Source organism: Algihabitans sp., assembly GCF_965226985.1.
In the GTDB taxonomy this organism is placed as follows: Bacteria; Pseudomonadota; Alphaproteobacteria; order Kiloniellales; family DSM-21159; genus Algihabitans.
Window position 1 is genome coordinate 1,126,379 of record NZ_OZ245712.1, and the last position, 20,763, is coordinate 1,147,141.

The 20,763-nt window shown below is 64.6% G+C and carries 16 protein-coding genes; 4 read left to right on the plus strand and 12 right to left on the minus strand.

The window, feature by feature from the left end; all coding sequences use genetic code 11:
- Positions 1-196: 196 nt before the first annotated feature.
- The 3 genes from ACO054_RS05090 to ACO054_RS05100 all read left to right on the plus strand — a co-directional run bounded on the left by ACO054_RS05090 (position 197) and on the right by ACO054_RS05100 (position 4,626).
- A complete protein-coding gene (locus tag ACO054_RS05090) occupies positions 197-733 on the plus strand; it encodes a sigma-70 family RNA polymerase sigma factor (protein WP_421709359.1) in 537 nt (178 codons plus the stop codon).
- A gap of 163 nt (positions 734-896) precedes the next feature.
- Positions 897-1,952, plus strand: a complete 1,056-nt coding sequence (locus ACO054_RS05095; protein ID WP_421709360.1) for a FecR family protein — start codon at positions 897-899, stop codon at positions 1,950-1,952.
- A gap of 178 nt (positions 1,953-2,130) precedes the next feature.
- Positions 2,131-4,626 (plus strand): TonB-dependent receptor domain-containing protein, encoded by a 2,496-nt coding sequence (locus ACO054_RS05100; RefSeq protein ID WP_421709361.1) that lies wholly within the window; start codon positions 2,131-2,133, stop codon positions 4,624-4,626.
- A 194-nt stretch (positions 4,627-4,820) separates the two neighbouring features.
- Here the strand turns inward: ACO054_RS05100 and ACO054_RS05105 are convergent, their stop codons facing one another.
- The 12 genes from ACO054_RS05105 to ACO054_RS05160 all read right to left on the minus strand — a co-directional run bounded on the left by ACO054_RS05105 (position 4,821) and on the right by ACO054_RS05160 (position 18,045).
- Positions 4,821-5,033: a type II toxin-antitoxin system HicA family toxin gene (locus ACO054_RS05105; RefSeq protein ID WP_421709362.1), complete on the minus strand. Its 213-nt coding sequence runs from the start codon at positions 5,031-5,033 to the stop codon at positions 4,821-4,823.
- Positions 5,030-5,230 (minus strand): type II toxin-antitoxin system HicB family antitoxin, encoded by a 201-nt coding sequence (locus tag ACO054_RS05110; protein ID WP_421709363.1) that lies wholly within the window; start codon positions 5,228-5,230, stop codon positions 5,030-5,032. Before ACO054_RS05110 ends, ACO054_RS05105 begins: the two co-directional genes overlap by 4 nt.
- 159 nt (positions 5,231-5,389) lie before the next feature.
- A complete protein-coding gene (locus ACO054_RS05115; protein WP_421709364.1) occupies positions 5,390-6,967 on the minus strand; it encodes a TRAP transporter large permease in 1,578 nt (525 codons plus the stop codon).
- 3 nt (positions 6,968-6,970) lie between these two features.
- Positions 6,971-8,185: a TRAP transporter small permease subunit gene (locus ACO054_RS05120; RefSeq protein ID WP_421709365.1), complete on the minus strand. Its 1,215-nt coding sequence runs from the start codon at positions 8,183-8,185 to the stop codon at positions 6,971-6,973.
- Positions 8,186-8,430: 245 nt separating this feature from the next.
- The gene (locus ACO054_RS05125; protein ID WP_421709366.1) at positions 8,431-9,534 is read right to left on the minus strand and encodes a TRAP transporter substrate-binding protein; all 1,104 of its coding nucleotides are present in this window, start codon (positions 9,532-9,534) and stop codon (positions 8,431-8,433) included.
- A 183-nt stretch (positions 9,535-9,717) separates the two neighbouring features.
- Entirely contained in the window at positions 9,718-10,533 is an 816-nt protein-coding gene (locus tag ACO054_RS05130; protein ID WP_421709367.1) for an arginyltransferase, read from the minus strand.
- An 85-nt stretch (positions 10,534-10,618) separates the two neighbouring features.
- On the minus strand, positions 10,619-11,611 hold the full coding sequence (locus ACO054_RS05135) for an alpha-E domain-containing protein (protein WP_421709368.1): 993 nt from the start codon (positions 11,609-11,611) through the stop codon (positions 10,619-10,621).
- Between the two features lie 10 nt (positions 11,612-11,621).
- Positions 11,622-13,073, minus strand: coding sequence for a circularly permuted type 2 ATP-grasp protein (locus ACO054_RS05140; protein ID WP_421709369.1), 1,452 nt, complete (start codon positions 13,071-13,073; stop codon positions 11,622-11,624).
- A gap of 239 nt (positions 13,074-13,312) precedes the next feature.
- Positions 13,313-13,831, minus strand: a complete 519-nt coding sequence (locus ACO054_RS05145; RefSeq protein ID WP_421709370.1) for an RDD family protein — start codon at positions 13,829-13,831, stop codon at positions 13,313-13,315.
- A gap of 252 nt (positions 13,832-14,083) precedes the next feature.
- The gene (motB, locus tag ACO054_RS05150) at positions 14,084-15,298 is read right to left on the minus strand and encodes a flagellar motor protein MotB (RefSeq protein ID WP_421709371.1); all 1,215 of its coding nucleotides are present in this window, start codon (positions 15,296-15,298) and stop codon (positions 14,084-14,086) included.
- 144 nt (positions 15,299-15,442) lie between these two features.
- A complete protein-coding gene (locus ACO054_RS05155; protein WP_421709372.1) occupies positions 15,443-16,627 on the minus strand; it encodes a trans-sulfuration enzyme family protein in 1,185 nt (394 codons plus the stop codon).
- 14 nt (positions 16,628-16,641) lie between these two features.
- Positions 16,642-18,045, minus strand: a complete 1,404-nt coding sequence (locus ACO054_RS05160) for a pyridoxal-phosphate dependent enzyme (protein ID WP_421709373.1) — start codon at positions 18,043-18,045, stop codon at positions 16,642-16,644.
- A 327-nt stretch (positions 18,046-18,372) separates the two neighbouring features.
- On the opposite strand from ACO054_RS05160, the gene ACO054_RS05165 reads away from it, so the two are divergent.
- Complete coding sequence (locus ACO054_RS05165; protein WP_421709374.1) at positions 18,373-20,727, plus strand: penicillin acylase family protein; 2,355 nt, start codon at positions 18,373-18,375, stop codon at positions 20,725-20,727.
- The last annotated feature ends 36 nt before the right edge of the window (positions 20,728-20,763 follow it).

A 20,763-nucleotide genomic window follows, 5' to 3' on the forward strand; every position in this document is an offset into this window, starting at 1 on the left:
AGAGCTGGTTGGTCTTAGCCAGGCGGCCCGTTCTGCCGCAATCGCCCGTCTGATGCTCTGCCGTGTGTGATGCTTTGCGGTGTGGTCGCCGCGACAGCGGACTTCGGTTGCGCTGCAGGGCAGCCCCGACTAAGAGAATGCGAAACATTCGCAGTTTACGGGTCGCAGAGACGGCGCGTGCCCGACGTTCCAGAGGGTGGGGAGCCAGGAGGAGATCGGCAAGCTGCCGCACGACAGCGCATTGGCTCTCTATCTCGCCCATCGCCGGGCCTTGGTGAACTACGCCAACGGCATTGTCGGCGATCCCGGTCATGCGGAGGAGGTGGTCCAGGAGGCTTGGCTGCGCTTCGGGACCGTCGTGAGCGGCCGACCGCTCAAGGAGCCCGTCGGCTATCTTTACCGCGTGGTCCGCAATCTGGCGATCGACGACTATCGTCGGCGGCTGCGTGAGGAGCGGGTCGTGCAGCCCGATGCGGACAAGGTCGTGAATGCCCTGTCTGACGAGGCGCCGTCGCCGGAAGCCGTCGCTGCCGCCAAGGACGAACTGCGGCTTCTGCGGGACGCCATGGCGGAACTGCCCGAGCGCACCCGAATCGCCTTGGAGATGCGGCGCTTCGGTGGCTGTAAGCTGAAGGAGATCGCGGCCTACCTCGGCATTTCCGTCACCGTCACCCATGAGATCATTGCCGAAGGTCTTGCCCATTGCCGACGTCGGGTCCGGCCAGGCCCATGATGTTCTCCCAGCCCGTGACCATCCTTCGTCTCTCGTTGGATTTTCATCGCGTCATCGGAAAAGCGGCCTGTCTGCTTCGTCTCTTCATTGGCTGGCCGTTTCAAGGCGTCACGGCCGGGCAAGAGACGATCGGCAGTCGAACGACTGCACGTGAGGGGTATTCGTGACGGTACCGGACGAGACTGAGACGCAGACGAGAGATCGTGCGGCTCTCGAGGCCGGGCGCTGGCTGGTCGCGCTTGAGGAGTCGCCAGACGACGCCGAGCTGCGCAGCCGCTTCGAAGCCTGGGTATCGGCCAGTCCGCAGAACGCCGCCGCTTGGGTCGACACGACCGATGTCTACGACTTGATGGCAAGGACGGCCCCGACACTCGGGGCGCGTTGGGGCCCCCATGTCGCGGGGAACCAGGAAAACGGCCGTTCGGTCGCCCGCCAGCGGACAGGGCGGCGAACAGGGCAGCGACCGCCGTCACCTCTACCGCGTCGCGGGCGGGGACGACGGATCGCCCTGGGCATCGCCGCCGGCGTTCTCGCCGCCATCGTTATTGTGGCCGCCGCGCCGATGCTGCTGCTCCGGATCGAAGCAGATCATCTCACTTCGACCGCAGAGCTGCGCTCCGTGGAACTGGTCGACGGCAGCCGGGTGCATCTGGGGCCGGACAGTGCCTTGGCTGTCGAGTTCGCCAGTGGCGAGCGCCGAGTCCGGTTGCTGAAGGGGCAAGCCTTCTTCGAGGTGGTGTCCGATCCAGAGCGGCCCTTTCGGGTGGTGGCGCGAGACCTTTCGGCAGAGGTGTTGGGGACCGCGTTCGACCTGCGCCTTGGTGAGCGAGGCGCGGGCGTCGCCGTTCGCCGCGGCCGGGTCGGTGTCGACCGTGAGGAGGCCGAAGAACCGGTCGCTCAACAGTTGGGCGCAGGCGACTGGTTGCAAGTCGGTTGGGACGGTGGTTTCCAGCGCGGTACGGCCCCGCCCGACGAGGCGGGAGCATGGTTGCAGGGCCAGATGGTCGTTCGAGACCGGCCTTTGGCGGACGCGGTGGAGGAGTTGAGTCGATATCACTCGGCTTTCATTCTCCTGACCGACAGGGCCTTGGGAGCCCGGCGGGTTTCCGGCGTCTATAATCTCGACGAACCGGAGGAAGCGCTTGTCGCCATGGCGGGGGCCCATGGTGCGGTCGTGCGCCGCCTGTCTCCTTGGTTGCTGCTGGTCTCCGCCGAGTAGGGGAAGGTCACCCTCCGACCCCGGCGCCCGGTTCCGGCGCGGTTCTACGCCCGGAGCATCAAAAAAATTCGCTCTCGCCCGAAAAACCGGATCCACCCCTCGTTGTTTACTTTAGGGGCGCGCTTGAGACGCATTCGCAGTCTACGTGCTCAAGAGTTGGGGCGAACGACAGGGGTACATGAAAGTGGGGGTGTTTCTATCTGCACCGGGGCGATGCCGCCCGGCGGTCCGTGGCGGTCTGCTGATCTCTACCGCAGCTTTGGCGATGCTGTTTCCACCGGCTCAGGTTCGGGCGCAATCCCAATCCGCGCCGCCAGTCGTTGCCCAGGTACAGCAAATTGATTTCGCCATACCGCCCCAACCCCTTTTCGACGCTCTGGCCCTCTTTGGTCGGCAGTCGGGCCTGCAGGTCTCGGTCGATGCTGACCTCGTTCGCGACCTGGAGTCTCCCGGAGCGACCGGCAGCTTCTCTCCGGAACAGGCGCTCCGCCGACTTCTGGCCGGTACCGGGATCTCCTATCGGATCGCCGAAGGTGACACGGTCTTCTTGCAGTTGGCCGCAACCCAGTTGGAGCGCGGGCCCCTCGTTCTTGACCCCATTACCATTCGCGGCGAGATCCGCGACCGTCCCTTGGCGGACAGTCCGACCTCCGCCGTGGTCGTCACCGGTGAGGAACTGGAGCGCAGCGGAGGCGACGAGGACCTCTACGACCTGATCAACCGCACGCCGGGCATCACCTCCAACGGCGAGAACGAGGGCTTCGTCATTCGCGGCATCGACAACCGGGGGACCAACTTTGCTGGCGGTCAGACGATCAACGTGCAGATCGACGGTGTCTCGCTGCCGAACTTTGCGTCCGTCGGTTACGGGCCCTACTCGACCTGGGATCTGGAGCAGGTCGAGATCCTGCGCGGACCGCAATCGACCCAGCAGGGCCGCAATGCGCTCGCCGGTGCCGTCATCGTGCGCTCCGCCGATCCTGTCTTCGTTCCGGAGTACAAGGCGCGGGGCGAACTCGGGTCGGACGATCTGCGTCGCGGTTCGGTCGCGCTGAACCAACCGCTCGGCGAAAACTTCGCCTTGCGTCTGTCGATCGACGCGCTGGAATCCGATGGTTTCGTCAATAATCCGACACGCGGCGGAGCGTCGGACCCGGCCTCTTCCCGCACCTACCGGGCGAAGTTGCGCTGGGCCCCCACTGACGAATTCGACGCGGTCCTCTCCTACACACGGGCCGAGACCTTTGGCGGCGGCGACGGCGACGTCATCGAGGAGGCGCTGTTTCCCGATGAACGCGTGAACTTCTCAAACCGAGAGAACCGCGAAGGCGCCGACCATGACATCTTCGGTCTGCGCCTCCGCTACGACCTGACAAATTCACTGACTCTGAATTCGGAAACGTCCTACCTGAACAGACAAGGGGAGCGTCTGGTCGACGAAGACGGCACGGCGGAGGATGCGCCCTTCGCGGAGACGAACAACGCCTTCTTCCGGGACTTCACACCCGACGTCGGCGTGTTCGAGCAGGATGTTTTCCTGGACTTCGCGCTCGGACGCTTCACTGGGACGGCCGGCGTTTTTTACACGCAGATCGACGACGACCGCCGCAACCTCTCCACCTTCGATTTTACCGGAGCCCTGCCGCCAATCCCGGGCCTTGACCCGATACAGACCTCCGACGCCGAGTTGCAGCAGGATACCGAGAACCTTGCAGTCTACGGCGAGGTCGATATCGGTGCCGACGAGCTGATCGAGGGACTTAGCTTCACCCTCGGCGGCCGCTACGAACGGGAGACGGTCGATATCGACAGCACTTTGACCTTCGATCCCGGCGGCTTTCCGCCGGCAGTCGTTGCAGCCTTCCCTCCGCTGGCGGACAGCAGCTTTGAAGGATCCGATACCTTCAGCGCCTTCCTGCCCAAGGTGGGGGTCAACTACGATTTCGACGGCGGCGATCAGCGGGTGAGCCTGACTTATCAGCGCGGCTATCGGGCCGGCGGCGTTCGCGCGACGAATACGGGCCAGCGCAACGACTTCGAAGCCGAGTTCAGCGACACGCTTGAACTGGCCTACCGCGGGGCCTTTCTAGAAGACAGGCTCGCCTTCCGCGCCAACGCCTTCTACTCCCGCATCGAGGACCAGCAGGTCAACATCTTTGGCGTTTCCGGCGCCCCCAGCGACTTCCTTGTGGAAAACGCCGGGAAGTCGAGACTCTATGGTGCCGAGTTTTCGCTGGAGGCGGCCGTGACCGAAGACCTGTCAGTGAGGGGCGGCTTGGCGCTGGTCGAAACCGAGTTCCGCGATTTCGTCAGCAACGACGTCGATTTTTCCGGCAACCGCTTCGCCGGAACGCGGCCGATAACGGCGTCGCTCTCGGTGGACTATGTCCTTTTCGATAACTGGTTTCTCAACGTTACGGGAATCTACAACGACAGCGCTTTCGCGGACGCTGCCAACACGTCCGACGACGAGAGCGACGACTGGTTCATTGCCAATGCGCAGCTTGCCTTCGAGCACGAAATCGGCCTCACGGCGGGCGCCTACGTCAACAACCTCTTCGACAAGGACTACATCGTGTCCCGCGCTGACGGAATCGGCTCGGGAGGGTTGGTCGAACCCGCGCTTGCCGGTGCACCGCGCCAGATCGGGTTGTTCCTCCAGTACCAGTTCTGACGAGTATCGGTTCTGATGGGGGTGCGTTCCTCGCGATCAGGGCTGCCGGTCAAGTCGTAACCGCGTCCGCTACCCGAAGAGCACGCCTGGGAACCAAGTAGCGAGGGCGGGAAGCTGGCCCTTTCCGGGCGTTGGCAACCGAACCACTTCCTGGAGTATGGGGGTACGGTTGAGAGGTGGGAACTGTTCTCTCGCTAAAGATCTCCAGGTTTCAAGCCGGTCTGTCGTGCAACTCTTGCAAGCATGCGCGGGCCGATCTCTTCTCTGTCATGAAAAGCAAAGACCACGTTTGGTTGTCCGGGCTTAGCAAGCACCCGGTGCGATCCGCGCTGCCGTTTGACATGCCAGCCCGTCTTCTCAAGTGCGGCAAGAACGCGACGGGCTCGGGTCGCTTTCCATTCGCTCACGCAGCAGAGAAGATTTGTGGGAAATCCGGTGTCGGTTCACCCTGCTCGAGTCGGTCGGCAATCGTTCGGAGCGCCAGCGCCTCGACCTTCGCAAGGGCTTCCTGTCGAGTGGTACCGTAAACCATCACGCCCGGAAGAGCGGGAATCTCCGCGATGAAACGACCGTCAACTTCCTGCTCGATCTCGATAGTCAGCACGGACCATCTCCTCACGATGAACTGATATCACATCACACCACACCACATCATATCACATCACATGCATTCGCTGCGCAGGGAGCAAATGCATGTGTTTGTGAACTAAAACAGATAATTAGAAAGATCTTTTGCCGGCTGTCTTCTGGTTTCCGCCTCCCGCTACCCGAAGACCACGCTCGGGAACCAGGTGGCCAGGCCGGGGAAGCTTGCCAGGATGAAGAGCGCGACGATCTGGATGATCACGAAGGGGATCACGCCTCGGTAGATCTCCATCGTCTGGATCTCGGGCGGCGCGACGCCGCGCAGGTAAAACAGCGCGAAGCCGAAGGGCGGCGTCAGGAAGGAGGTCTGCAGGTTCACGGCGATCAGCACGCCGAGCCAGACCGGATCGACGCCGAAGGTGAAGAGCACGGGCGCGACGATCGGGACCACCACGAAGGTGATCTCGATGAAGTCGAGGAAGAAGCCCATGATGAACATCACGATCATCACCGTGACGATGGCGCCCCAGACGCCGCCAGGCATGCCGGTCAGGAACTCGTGCACCATCTCCTCGCCGCCGAGACCGCGGAAGACCAGGCTGAAGAGCGCTGCGCCGATCAGGATGACGAAGACCATCGCGGAGACCTGGGTGGTGCCCTGCATCACGTCGCGCAACACGCCGGTGCGCAGGACCCGCAGCAGGCTGACCACGACCCCGTAGGCGAGCCCCAGTGTCAGCAGCACTGCGAGGCCGATCAGCACCTGATCCTGCGGTGGGATCACCTGCCGGGTGACCCGCAGGTCCGCGTAGCCGGTCAGGATCAGGAGAGCCACCAGACAGCCGCCCGAAAGGTAGATCGCCACGCCACGCTTCTCGTCCAGGCGTAGGCCGGCCAGCATCAGGGCGCCTACGGCACCGACACCGGCGGCCTCGGTCGGGCTGGCGATTCCGGCCAGGATCGAACCGAGCACGGCGATGATCAGGATGACCGGGGGCAGCAGGGCGTGCAGAACCTGCATCAGGATCTGTCGCTGGCTCATGTCCCGCCGGCGTTCGTCGTAGGGCAGCGCCGGAGAGGACTGCGGGTCGATCAGCGACTTGACAAGCTGATAGGAGATGTAGAGCCCCACCAGCATCAGGCCCGGCAGCAGGGCGCCGGCGAAAAGGTCGCCGACCGAAACGGTCTCGGGCGAGAAGTTGCCCATCGACAGCTGGGTCTGCTGATAGGCGTTGGAGATCACGTCGCCCAGCAGAACCAGAACGATGGAGGGGGGGATGATCTGGCCGAGCGTGCCGGCCGCGCAGATGGAGCCGCAGGCGAGCTTGGGGTCGTAGCCGTTGCGTAGCATGGTGGGCAGGCTGAGCAGGCCCATGGTGACGACCGTGGCTCCGACGATGCCGGTCGAGGCCGCGAGCAGCATGCCGACGATCGACACGGAGATTCCCAGACCGCCGCGCAGCGTGCCGAACAGGCGGCCCATGTTCTCCAGAAGCTCTTCGGCGACCTTCGAGCGTTCCAGCATGACGCCCATGAAGACGAAGAGCGGAACGGCGATCAGGACCTCGTTGGTCATGACACCGAAAATGCGCTGGGGCATGGCGCCGAAGAAGGTGTTCGGCTCGAACACGCCGAAGGCGAAGCCCAGCATGCCGAAGATCAGCGCGGTACCGGCCAAAGTGAAGGCGACGGGAAAGCCGGACAGCAGCACCACGCAAACGGTGATGAACATCAGAAGGTCGAGGATTCCGCCCATCGCTCAGTGCCCCCCGGCCGTTGCCGTGCCTGCCGTCTTTCGCAGGCCGGCGATCACCAGGATGGATCGGAAGGCCAGCGAGAGGCCCTGAAGACTCATCAGCACGACAAACACCAGAATGCAGCTCTTCAGCAGGTAGACGCCCTGAATGCCGCTGGTTTCCCGCGACCCTTCCAGAACGGCCCAGGAACTCAGAACGTAGGGCAGGGAATAGCGCCAGATCAGCAGGCAGACCGGGATCAGCAGGACGGTCACGCCGATCAGGTCGACCCAGGCTTTCTTCCGGGGCTCCGCCTCGCGGTAGAAGATGTCGACACGGACGTGCCCGCCGACCAGCAGGGTATAGCCGGCTGCCACCATGAAGAGCGTGCCGTGGGCGTAGATCAGCGACTCTTGGGTCATAATCGAGCCGATGCCGAAGACGTAACGCATCAGCACCAGGGCGAACTGCACCAGCACCATGAAGAGCGCCAACCAGGCGACGGTCGTCCCGATCCGGCGGTTGACCTGATCGATCGCGTCCGCCGTGCGTTCCAGGCCGAGCGCGGCCGGGATCAGGGCGAGGCTAAGCAGAAAGACGAGGACGCCGACGGGCGTCAGTCCGAAGACCACGCTCATGCCGAACCAGAGGTGCGGTGCCATCAACGCCCAGATGCCGCCGGCCGCCGCCGCAAGGGCGAAGGGCGCCGCCGAGCGACCTGAAATCCCGCGAGCCAGAGCCCCGAGAGTCCCGAGCGGAAGCAACAGCAGCAGCAAGGGGTAGAGGTAGAACAGGCTATGGGTCCAGAGCTCGTGATCGGTTTGTCGGTAGGCCTCGAGCTGCCGTTCAGCCTCGCCGATCCGCTCCTCGGCCCGCTCGGCGCTGCCGACCCGACGCTCCGCACGGCTGCTCAGGCGCTCGTCGCCTGGGGCGGCCGCAGCCTCGGCCTCTGCTTCGTCCGCGTCGGCTCGGGCCTCGGCCGCACGCTCCCGCGCCCGCTCGATCGCCTGGTTCAGCGCCGCATCCTGTTCGGCGATCGCAGCCTCGGCGGCCTGACGGCTGAGCGTTGGGGCGCGGAAGCCTTCGACCAGCACGTCGTAGCCGGCCAGGCTTCGCGGCTCCCCGTCGATCGTCCAGTGCACCCATGGAAGAAAGAACAGCAGCACCAGTGCCGCTGACAAAAGCACCGGTGGCCGGGTCGCGGCTCTGCCGGACCCGCTTTGGGCAAAAACCGACATGTCGAGTCCCAATGTTCCCTGTTCGTCGTCTGCGCGAGCCTCGCCGACCGGTCGCGACGCCGCAACGCCTCAACCGGTCACCCCCAAACTTGTCTCGCGCCCGACTCTCGTCTTGCGGGATTTATCCCGTCTCAGATGTGAAGCGGCGTCTGTATAGCTGAAACCATCCGCTCTGTGACGAAAAAACAGAACGGCCCGCCCTCCGGAGAGAGCGGGCCGCCTGAAACTGAGATACCGACGACGGATCAGAGGTTTTCCGTCGCGACCCGGCGCATGTCGGCGTAGCTCTGGTCGGACAGGGCCGTCCAGTCCATCGCCTTCTGCTTAAATTCGGTGTAGGAGGTGTAGATTCGATCAACCATGCCGGACTCGGCCGCCATGTCGGCCAGGACGTCTGCGGAGGCCACGGCGAAGGCGTCGAAGATGTCCTGGTTGAACTGGCGCAGATTGACGCCGTGCTCGTTCACCAGCGTGTTGAGGGCGTCGCCGTTCCGCGCGTTGAACTCCGCCATCATGATGTCGTTCTCGGCCGCGCAGCAGGCCGCGATCAGCGCCTTGTCGCTGTCCGAGAAGGAGTTCCAGACGTCCAGGTTGATGGTGCACTCGAGCGTGGAACCGGGCTCGTGGAAGCCGGGATAGTAGTAGTAGCTCGCGACGCGATGGAAACCGAAGGCCAGATCGTTCCAGGGGCCGACCCACTCGGTCGCGTCGATCGCGCCGGACTGCAGGGCCGGGAAGATCTCGCCACCCGGCAGGTTGACCACGGCCGCCCCGAGCTGACGCAGGACCTCGCCGCCGGCGCCGGGCATACGGAACTTCAGGCCGTTGAAGTCCTCGACCGAGTTGACTTCCTGACGGAACCAGCCGCCCATCTGCGATCCGGTGGAACCGGCCGGGAAGGGCATGAGATTGAAGTCGCTGGCCAGCTCGACCCACAGGTCATGGCCGCCGCCGTGGTAGAGCCAGGCATTCATTTCCGTGTAGGTGAGGCCCATCGGCACGGCGGTGAAGAAGTTGAAGCCCTTCGACTTGCCCTGCCAGTAATAGGACGCGCCGTGGAACAGGTCGGCCGTGCCTTCGGAGACCGCATCGAAAGACTCGAAGGGGGGCACCAGTTCGCCGGCGGCGAACAGGTTAACGGTGATCCGGCCGCCGGTGGCAGCGGTGATCCGATCGGCCAGCCGCTGGGCGCCCGTGCCCAGGCCCGGGAAATTCTTCGGCCAGGTCGTGACCATGCGCAGTTCGCGCATATCCTGGGAAATCGCGGGCGTGGGGAACGCACCTGCTGCCGCACCCGCTGCGGCAACACCGGCGACCCCGGCGCCCTTCAAGAACTTACGGCGCTGCATATCTCAAACTCCTCCCTGTGTTCGTCATCCCTGTCATGGATCTCGCGTCCGCCGTTCCGGCGATCCGCACCCGAGGCGGCACACCAGCATGCCGCCGGAAGCCTCAGTGGCTGGGACCTTACGGGCTGCCGAGCGAAGTCGCAACCGATTGGGGCCGTCGCTGCCGCCGCCCGGGAGGTCCGCTCAGTCCTCCTGCGACCCGCTCTCCGGCAGCAGCCGCCAGCCCGTCGGCCCAAGCGCTTCGAGGGGCCGAAACTTGGCCTTGTAGGCCATCTTCGGCGAGTTCGCGATCCAGTACCCCAGATAGACGGCCGGCAGCCGGCGCTCCCGGGTTTCCTGGATCAGGCGCAGAATGATCTCGGTACCCAGTGAACGGTCGGGTTCGGAGGGGTCGAAGAAGCTGTAGACGGCCGACGGACCGTCTTCCAGCCAGTCGACCAGACAGGCCGCCCGCAGACGGTCCTCGCCGTCGCGCAGTTCGATCATCTGGCTCTGCAGAACGGTGTCCTCGATCATGGCCCGGTAGTCGGCGTAGGCCATGCTGGACATCTCGCCGCCGCTATGACGGGCGTGAAGATAGGCGAGAAACAGCTCGTACTGCTCGCCGTCTGCCTTGGCCGGGCGGCTGCGAACGGCCAGATCGGCGTTCCGCTTGGCGATCCTCTTCTGAGAGCGGCTCGGTCGGAAGTCCGCAACGGGGATGCGTACCGGAACGCAGGCTTCGCAGCCGCTGCAGGCCGGCCGGTAGGCGAAGCGATGAGAGCGCCGGAAACCGGCTCGGCTCAACTCTGTATAGAGGGTTGTGTCGCCCGGCGGCAACTCGGCGACGAGCTTTCGCTCGAAGCGGCCCTCCAGGTAGGGACAGGGGGTTTCGCGCAGAACGAAGAGGGCGTTGCAAGGCTCGGACAAGGTCGGCCGCGCGATCTCCTGACGTCGCGACGGCTCGAACGCGGAAGCGTCGAGCAGGCCAAGAGCGCTATCGAAGGCCTCGTTCGGCATGACGTCTAGATAGGCTTCCCTCTACCCGCTGCCAGCGGGACCGCGCCGGCCTCGTGAGCCTTCACCGGCGATCCTGCCGAAGGACCTAGGCCTGAGCCTGGGTTTGGCCCTCGGTCAGGGCCGTTTCGTAACCGAAGAAATCATGCCCCACAGCAGCGCCGACGTCGATAAGGCGCAGCTGAGTCCAGTCCAGGTGCTCGTGCAGACCGCGCTGCAGAATACTCTCGATCGAGCGGTCGTGGTAGACCGCGCGCAGTTCGTCCAGAACCTCGAGAGCGCCCGCGCCCCCACGCAGGCGGTAGAGCGCGCGCAAGTCGTTCAGGATGCTGTCCATCGAGTCGATGCAGGACGCGACAGAGCGTGGAAAGAGAGGGTTGAGCAGCAGGAAGCTTGAGGCCTTGGCGGGGCTCATACCGGAGGGATGAACGCGGCGAAAGGCGTGGTAGCCGGCCGCAGACCTTAGCAGAGCGTTCCACTGGCGGATGTCCAGGTTGCTTCCCAGGTCCTCGGGACTGGGCATGAGCAGATGGTACTTCACGTCGACCAGGCGGGTGGTCTGGTCCGCCCGCTCGAGCAGACGGCCGAGCTGATAGAAGTACCAACCCTCGTCGCGATAGAAGGTGCCCTCCGTGATGCCGGTATGGCTTTGGCAGCTTTCCTTGATGGCGCCGCAGAGGCGCGCAATGCGTTCTTCCGCGACGTCCTCGGGCCTCAGGGCACGCACGCGATTGTAGAAGGTGTTGAGGTTGATCCACATCTCGGTCGAGATCAGTGGGCGTAGGCTGCGGGCATTCTCACGCGCCGCCTTGACCAGCTGCACGATGGATCCCGGGTGCGTCTCGTCCAGAATGTAGAACTCCAGCACGGCCTCGGTGCTGGCCTCGTCGTGCCGCGCCGAGAAGGCCTCCTCGTCGGCGTAGAGTTGAACGATGGCGCCCCAGTTCTGGCCGCCGCGCATGTCGCGGCTGAAGCTCTCGTGCACATCCAGGATACGGGCGAGGTTCTCTGCGCGCTCGACGTAGCGGGCCATCCAGAAGATGGCTTCGGCGTAACGGGAGAGCAAAGAAGAGGTTGTCATGGCCCGCCGCTTACTCCAGCACCCAGGTGTCTTTGCTGCCGCCGCCCTGGGACGAGTTGACGATGATCGAGCCCTTGCGCAACGCCACGCGGGTCAGGCCGCCGGGCAGCACCCAGGTCGACTGGCCGGTGATGGCGAAGGGGCGCAGATCGACGTGGCGCGGCGCGACACCTTCGTCGGTTAAGGTCGGACAGACCGACAGGCGGACCATCGGCTGACTGATATAGTTGGCCGGATCGGCCTGCAGCGCGGCCCGGCAGCTTTCGATCTCCTCCTGCGAGGCGCGCGGCCCGACCGTAATGCCGTAACCTCCCGCTTCTCCGACCGGTTTCACCACCAGCTCCTCCAAATGGTCGAGTGTGTAGCTAAGGCCCTCCGGTTCGCGGCAGATGTGGGTGTCCACGTTCGCCAGGATCGGATCTTCGTCGAGGTAATATTTGATCAGGCGCGGCATGTAGGCATAGACGGCCTTGTCGTCGGCGACGCCGGTTCCCACTGCGTTGGCCAGCGCGACCGTACCCTTGCGGTAGGCCGCGAAAAGGCCGGGAACGCCGAGCATGGAGTCCGGGTTGAAGGCCAGAGGATCCAGGAAATCGTCGTTGATCCGGCGATAGATCACGTGCACTGGTTTGTAGCCGGCGACCGTCTTCATGAAGACCCGGTCGTCCGCCTCGACCACCAGGTCGCGTCCCTCGACGAGGGGAACGCCCATTTCGCGCGCCAGGAAGATGTGCTCGAAGTAGGCGGAGTTGAAGACGCCCGGCGAGAGCAGGGCGACCTGCGGATCCAGGACTTCCTTGGGCGCGAGCGCGGCGAGCGCCTCATGCAGCTTGTCGCCGTAGTTAGACACGGGGCGAATGCCGACGCCCGCCATCAGGTCGGGAAAGGCCCGCTGCATGAGATGGCGGTTCTCGACGACGTAGGAGACGCCGGAGGGCGTACGTGCGTTGTCTTCCAGCACCCGGAAGGTTCCCAGGTGATCGCGTACGATGTCGGTCCCGTCGATGTGCGCATAGGTGCCAAGCGGCGGCGCGAAGCCCTCCATCTCCGGACGGTAGTTGGGATTGCTGTAGATCAGCTCGCCCGGGATGACGCCGTCCTTGATCACCTTGCCCGCGCCGTAGATGTCCAGCAAGAAGGCGTTGATCGCCGCGACCCGCTGCTTCACCCCGGTTTCCATGATTTTCCAGTCCGCAGCCGAGATCACGCGGGGGATCACGTCGAAGGGCAGGATCCGGTCGACGGCATCCTTCTGGGTGTAGACGGTGAAGGTAATGCCGAAGTTGTAGAGCTCCCGTTCGGCATCGGCCGAGCGTGTGCGTAGCTGTTCGAGCGTGATCCGGTCGAGGTGCCGGCGCGTCTGTTCCGTCTCGATCAGAGGCTGGTTCGGTAGGCCGTGGAGCTCGCAGTAATATCCGTCGGGGTCGTAAGCGGAGAGAAGGGTGCTATCGGTCTGTGCCAACAGGCGATCCTGTCTGTGTTCAAGGGAACAACGATCCCGCAGCCTTCATTCCCGCGTGCATTATGGCAAGTTGTTTCTAGAGCAGGATCGCCTGAGGTGGGATCGCTCTGGCGATCCCACCTCAGGCGTGAATCCTGCTCTCATCATGAGGTTTAGGCGCTCTTCGCTGGGGGTGGGTTGTCGTGCTTCCAGTGACGGCGAGATTGGGCCGGATCGGACTTTACTCGGCGCGTGCGGCGTCAGTCCGGTAGGTCGTCGCTTTGCCGGGCGGCGTGGCTGCGGACCACGACCGTTCCCGACAGAAAGTCATGAAGCGCCCGGCGTTTGTCGTTGAAGAAGACGACCGCCAGAACGAGCAGGCCGGTGATACCCACGGAGACGGAATAGGTGGCCAACCTGACGAAAGCCTGAAGGTAGTCCGGCCGTCGGCCGTCTAGGCTGCGTGCCTCGATATCCATCAGGCGCATCCCTGGTGTGGCGCCGCGTTCGCCGATGAACAGGGTATGATAGGCGATCGGCAGCAGCGTCAGGGCAGCCGCCTGAAGCGGCAGCAGCAGACCGAACGAAAGTATTCCAAGCAGGCCGAGAGAGAACCACAGGACGACGGCGAGAATCGCCAGAACGACGGCATCGATGATGAAGGCGGTGGTCCGGCGCGTCAGGATCTCCTCGAAGAGCGCGGACTCCTCGAAGGCCTTGCTGCCGTCCTCTCCGAGACGCATCAGAAAGGGGCGGCGGACTGGAAGGTTGCTTGTCACGGGACGGCGGCTCCGATCTGCTGTGCAGCAACCGCGCTTACATTGAGTTCCTTGTGAATTCAATAAATTGAAGCGCGTCTCTTCACTAATATGGAAGCCGGGTTTCGGTTCCACACCGCGAAGCCTGCAAAGCAGGATGTGGGCTTGGCTGTCGCGCACCGCAAGCAACTCGCCGCTTACCGGTCTCCAGAGTAAGGAGGCGCCTCAAGCGAAAATCGTCATTCGATCAGAAGCTTAGAGTGCGATTATGCTCTAGTTTCCGAAGGTCAGAACGTTGGCGAAGGGGTCTGCCGGCGCCGACCCGTCGGATACGACGCTTGTCGAGACGGTCGTCTCGGCCGGGCTGCTCTCGCGAGGCGCTGTCGGCGTCACGGAAACCTCGCCGTTGGCCGGCCCGGTGCCCGCCGACCCGTCCGCTGTCGCCCTGACCTGGGTAGCCGTTGGCTGGTCCGACCTCTCGCTCCGCTCGAACAGGGGCGGCGGTTCGAAGGCAGGCTCGATCTTGATCGGTGCGCCGCCCTCGGCCTGAGCCTCGGTCAGTCCGTCGCGCAGCAGCACGATCGAAATTCGGCGGTTTGCCGCGTCGAAGGGGTCCTCGGAATTCAACGGTTCCCGATCTGCCTTGCCAACAACGTAGGCGACCCGTTGGGTCGGCAGCCCCGACGCGAGCAGGGCGCGCCGGCTTGCGTGCGCTCTGTCGCTGGAAAGCTCCCAGTTCGAATAGCCGCCGTCGCTGCTACGGAAGGGCGCGGCGTCGGTATGTCCCTTGATCGCCACGTCGTTCGGCAACGACTTCACGGCGTCCGCCACAAGGTTCAAAAGCGTGCGCGTATGGGCCAGCGGCAGGGCCGAGCCCGAAGCGAACATCGACCTGTTCTGCCGGTCGACGATTTGAATCCTCAGGCCCTCAGGCGTTTGGTCGACCAAGAGGTTCTCGCTCAGGTCGCTGAGTTCCGGAAGGCTGGCGAGCGTGTTTCGAAGTTGCGCCGCGATCTTGTCGAATTCCTTGCGCTCTTCTTCCGCCTTGGCCTCGGCCGCGGCGACTTGATCGGGAGTCATTCCGTCGAAGGTGTCGTCGAAATCGCTGTCGTCGGACATCTCGGAGGGGCTGGGTGGGGTGTCGCCGTCGTCGCGGTCAGACTCCTCCTCCGCCGTTCCCGAGACGAAGCCCATGGGGGCTCGCGTATCCCGAGCGACACCGTCCGTGGTCACGGTCTGGCCGCCGAGAATGCCGCCGGCGCCGCTGGCGTTGGAGTCCGTGACGACGGAGGGGGTGAAATAGTCGGCGATCCCCTCGCGTTGCTCCTCCGAAGTAGAGGCGAGCAGCCAAAGCAGCAGGAAGAAGGCCATCATGGCGGTCACGAAGTCGGCATAGGCCACCTTCCAGGCACCGCCGTGATGGCCGTGCCCGCCGCCTTTCTTGACCTTCTTGATAATGATCGGCGCGTGATTCTCGCCGCCTGCCATCGCGTTTGCCTGTCATTGGAGGTGTGCCCTTTCGAGCACCTCACGACAGACTGCGGGAGCAAGGTTAAAGGAGGGTTAGAAAGCCTTTGATTTTCCTGAATATCGAGGGTCGCACGCTCTTCCGAGGCGACCGTCCGACGCCTCTCAGGCGAGCGCCTGACCCAGATCGGCGATCAGGTCGTCGCAGCCCTCCACGCCGACGGACAGGCGGACGAGACCATCGTCGATACCCAAGGCGGCGCGCTTATCGGCCGGAATGGAGGCATGGGTCATGATGGCAGGGTGTTCGATCAGGCTTTCCACGCCGCCGAGGGACTCGGCCAGCGCGAAGACCTGAACCCGCTCCAGAAAGCGTCGCGAGGCCTCCAGCCCGCCGTCCAGCACGGCTGTCACCATGCCGCCGCCGACCGGTCTGCCCGGTCCCTGCATCTGCCGCCTGGCGAGTTCATGCTGCGGATGGCTGGGGAGCCCCGGATAGACGACCCGCGAGACCTTCGGGTGCTTCTCCAGATACTCGGCCACCGCCAGCGCGCTCGTGCAGTGCCGCTCCAGCCGGAGATGGAGGGTCTTGAGGCCGCGCAACGCCAGGAAGGAGTCGAAAGGCCCCTGCACGCCGCCGACCGCGTTCTGCAGGTAGCCGAGGCGTTCAATCAGGTCCGGCGCATCTCGGGCCACCAGCACGCCGCCGACCAGATCGCTGTGTCCGCCGAGATACTTGGTTGCCGAGTGCATGACCAGGTCGATGCCGAACTCCAGCGGACGCTGGACCCAGGGGCTGGCGAAGGTGTTGTCCGCGACCGTGATCAGGCCGCGGTCGCGCGCGATCCGGGCGATGGCCTCCAGATCGACCAGCTTGAGCATCGGGTTGGTCGGCGTCTCCAGCCAGACCATCCGCGTGTTCGGCTTGATCGCAGCCTGAAAGGCCTCCAGGTCGGAGAGGTCCAGGAAGGTGAAGTCGAGGCCTGCCGAGCGCCGGCGCACGTTCTCGAACAGGCGATAGGTGCCGCCGTAGACGTCGTCCATGACGATCACGTGGTCGCCGCTGTCCAGCAGCTCCAGCGCTGTGGCCGTCGCGGCCATACCGCTGGCGAAGGCGAAGCCGGCCGCGCCGCTTTCCAGATCGGCGATGCAGCGCTCGTAGGCCAGCCGCGTCGGATTCTGGCTGCGCGAGTACTCGTAGCCCTTGTGGACGCCGGGGCTCTCCTGAACGTAGGTGCTGGTGGCGTAGATCGGCGTCATGATTGCGCCGGTCGTCGGATCAGGCTCTTGTCCGGCATGGATCGCACGGGTCGCGAAGCTGGAGCGGTTGGGCTTGTGTGTGTCGGGCATAAGGGATCCGTCCGTTACGGCATTTGCCGGCGCAAGTGGTTCAACAGGTCGATGCGGGTGATCACGCCGTAGAAGCGCGTCCGGTCGGCGACGATGGCGACGTGATCCTGGTCGAAGATCGGCAGGAGATCCTCAATGGTGGCGCTCGGCGGCAGCATATCCAGCTTCTCGGTCATGGCCGTGCTGACCGGATCCGCGAAGCGGCTGCGATCGCCGAAGACGCGCAGCAGAATGTCGCTCTCGTCCACGATGCCGCAAGCATGACCTGCCTCGTCGAGCACGGGCAGCTGAGAGACGTCGTAGAGCTTCATGCGGCCTAGGGCTTGAGCGAGCGTGTCCTGCGGCGCGGCCGTGACGGCCGCGTGCTCGCTGTGTTTCCGGGCGATCAGGTCGCGCAGGTCGCCGGTCGCCGGTTCCTCGATGAAACCCTGATCGCGCATCCAGAAATCGTTGTACATCTTGGAGAGGTACTTGTTGCCGCTGTCGCAGACAAAGGCCACGACACGCTTCTCCGACGTCTGCTCTCGGCAGTAGCGCAGGGCCGCGGCCAGCAGCGTGCCGGAGGAGGAGCCGGCGAGGATTCCCTCAGCGCGCAGCAGCGCGCGGGCCGCCAGCAGCGCATCCTTGTCGGAGATCGAGTAGGCCCTGGCGACCCGGCTGAAATCGGCGATCGGGGGAATGAAGTCCTCGCCGATCCCCTCCACGATCCAACTGCCCACCTCGTTCGGGACTTTGCCGGTCTCGATGTAGTCGGCCAGGATCGACCCCTCGGGATCGGCCAACACCATCTCCGTCTTGGGGGAGCTCTCGGCGAAGTAGTCGGACAGACCGGTAATGGTGCCGGCGGAACCGACGCCGCAGACCACCGCGTCAACGTCGCCATCCATCTGCGCCAGAATCTCCGGCCCGGTGGTAGTCTCGTGCGCGAGGGGGTTGGCTGGATTGCCGAACTGGTTCACGAACCAGGCGTCTTCCTCCTCGGCGATCCGTTCTGCCATGTCCTGATAGTACTCGGGATGGCCCTTGCCGACGTCGGAGCGGGTCAGCCGAACCTCGGCGCCCAGCGCCTTGAGGTGAAAAATCTTCTCCTGCGCCATCTTGTCGGGCACCACGATGATCAGATGATAGCCTTTCTGCGCCGCCACCAGGGCCAGACCCAGGCCAGTGTTGCCAGCCGTCGCTTCGACGATGGTCCCGCCGGGTTTCAGCTGCCCGTCGGCTTCCGCTGCCTCGATCATCGAGCGTCCGATGCGGTCCTTGATAGAGCCGCCCGGATTCTGGCTCTCCAGTTTGAGGAACAGGCGGCAGCGCCCGGTATCCAGGCGTTTGACCTCCACCAGCGGGGTGTTGCCGATGAGATCGAGGGCCGACGCGTAGACGGGCGCGGCTGGCACGGTCTTGGAAGCGGTCGCGGTCATGAGGATTACTCTTGTTCGGTGGCCGGCACGGCAATCCGGCGCGGCGTCAGGGTCAAGCATGGGTCGCCGGCCCGGCCGGAGCAAGGCCGTGACGATGCCGTCGCGGCAAATCTTTCGTGAAGGAAAGCCTCGTCTTCTCTTGCCGACCTGGCGGCCCGGCGCGCTATCGTTTTACCCGGCGACCATTCCTGGAGAGCGTGACGTTGCCGTTGCGGACAAGAGCGTGATCTGGATCGCTCTCGGCACTGTTATAGCTGTCCCAGGGTGCCATATTGCGGTTGACTCGCGGGATTGTGTTCCATCAGGAGCGGAGACGAACCGAAGCGCATGCGCAAAGTCTTGAAATGGGTCGGTCGAGGACTGGCCGGTCTAGTCCTGCTGCTGGTCTTGGGGCTCGTCGGCGGCTGGATTTGGCTGCAGGGCTCGCTTCCGAAGACCGACGGCGAGATCGTGGTCGGCAGCCCGGAAGCGCCGGTCGAGATCCTGCGCGATGCCGCCGGCGTGCCTACGATCAGAGCGGAGAGCTGGAACGACGCTTTCTTCGCGCTGGGATACCTGCATGCTCAGGACCGTCTGGCACAGATGGAGATGCTGCGCCGCATCGCGACCGGCCGCCTGTCGGAAGTCGCCGGCAGCATGACTTTGGACTTCGATAGGCTGATGCGCGCACTCGATCTCGCCGGCCGGGCTCGCGACGATGCTGCCGAGCTCGGTCCCGAGGTGAGGAGTGCTTTGGAAGCCTATAGCGACGGCGTCAACAGTTTCCTGGAAACCCATGAGGGCCCCTGGCCGCCGGAATTCCTGATCGCCGGCTCGCCGGAGCGCTGGCAGCCTTGGCACTCGCTGCTGTGGGGCAAGCTGATGGCGCTGCGCCTGTCCGGCAACTGGCGCGAGGAACTGGACAATGCGCGTCTCATCGCCGCCGTCGGACCGGAAGCCCTGGACGATCTCTTTCCCAACAAGATGACTGAAGCGGCAACGATTCCCGGTGGCGATATCGGCGACCTTTCGAGCTACCTGGAGGTTCTGCCGCGCGAAGCGACGCTGGGCGCGAGCAACGTCTGGGCCGTCGCCGGCAACCGCACCGTCAGCGGAAAGCCGGTGCTGGCGAACGATCCGCACCTGGGTCTACAGGTGCCCGCAACCTGGTATCTGGCACGTCTGGAAACGCCAGAGGGAGTCTTGGCCGGTGCCACCTCGCCCGGGATTCCGCTCATGGTACTGGGGCACAACGGTCAGGCGGCCTGGGGTTTCACGACCACGCACAGCGATACGCAGGACCTGGTGATCGAGACGCTGGATCCAGGCGATCCGACCCGCTACCTGACCCCTGAAGGCCCAGTCCCCTTCGAGACCCGCGAGGAGACCTTTCGGGTCCGCTTCGGCGACGACGTGACCGAGACCTTTCGGGCGACCCGGCACGGGCCGGTGATCTCCGACGTCAACGAGCAGGCTTCCGATGCGGCCGAGGACGGTCGCGTTCTGGCGCTGGCCTGGTCCTACCTCGCGGCACCGGACAGCTCGCCTGAGGCGCTCTATCGCCTGAACTTCGCCCGGAGCTGGGAGGACTTCACCGAGGCCATGCGGCTTTGGACCGGTCCGCAGCAGAACGTCTTCTGGGCCAACGGCGAGGGGACGACGGGGTTTTACGCTCCCGCTCTGGTCCCGGTTCGCGAAGGCTTTGACGGCAGCCTGCCGGTTGAGGGGGCCGAGCGCGAGCGCCTCTGGTCCGGGATGATCCCCTTCGAGTCCCTGCCGCACGCGGTGGATCCGACCGAGGGGCTGCTGATCAATGCCAACAACCGCGTTGCCGGACCTGACTATCCCCACCTTCTGGCCACGCGATTTCAGCCGACCTATCGTGCACGCCGCATCGCCGAGGTGCTGGAGAGCGAGCCTCGCCACACGCCCCAGGCCAGCTGGGACCTGCAACGGGATGCGCACTCGCTGATGGCGCGGGAGCTCGTGCCGCTTCTGATAGAGGGGCTGCCGGCCGACGAGACGCCGGCCGGTCAGGCGGTTGCGCTGCTGGCAGACTGGGATTTCCACATGGCACCGGACCGACCCCAGCCGCTGCTGCTCTATGCCTGGCTTCGGGCGCTGAACCAGAAGATCTTCGCCGATGAGCTTGGCGACGCCTATTGGGGCTACGCCTACTGGAACGCGACTGGAGTCTCCCATGTGCTCACGAACGCCCCACGGTGGTGCGATCATACCGCCACGCCCGAGGTCGAAGATTGCCAGTGGGCGCGCGCGGAAGCCTTGACCGAGGCGCTGGAGTGGCTTGAGGGAATCGGCGCGGACGCGCCCATGGCGGAGTTGGCCTGGGGCGACTGGCATGTGGCGCGGCTCCAGCACATGCTGCTTGGGCGCGTTCCTCTGTTGGGCGGGGCCTATCAAGCGCGCTTCCCAGTCGCCGGCGGCAACTACACCGTCAAACGCGCGACGCCGGCCTGGGAGGAAGCGACGCCGCTGCGCATGGTTCATGGGGCCGGTCTGCGGGCGGTCTACGATCTGGCGGATCTCGACGCCTCGCGCTTCGTGATCACCGCCGGTCAGTCCGGCAATCCCTTCTCGCCGCATTTTCTGGACTTCGCGCCCCGGTGGCGCGACGGCGGCTATGCGACTTTGGTCGCTGACGAACAAGCCGAAGGCGGGCGGTTGGTGCTTCGTCCGCGCTAAGCTGCGATAAGAAGCAAGCTTGGAGCGGAAAGGCGG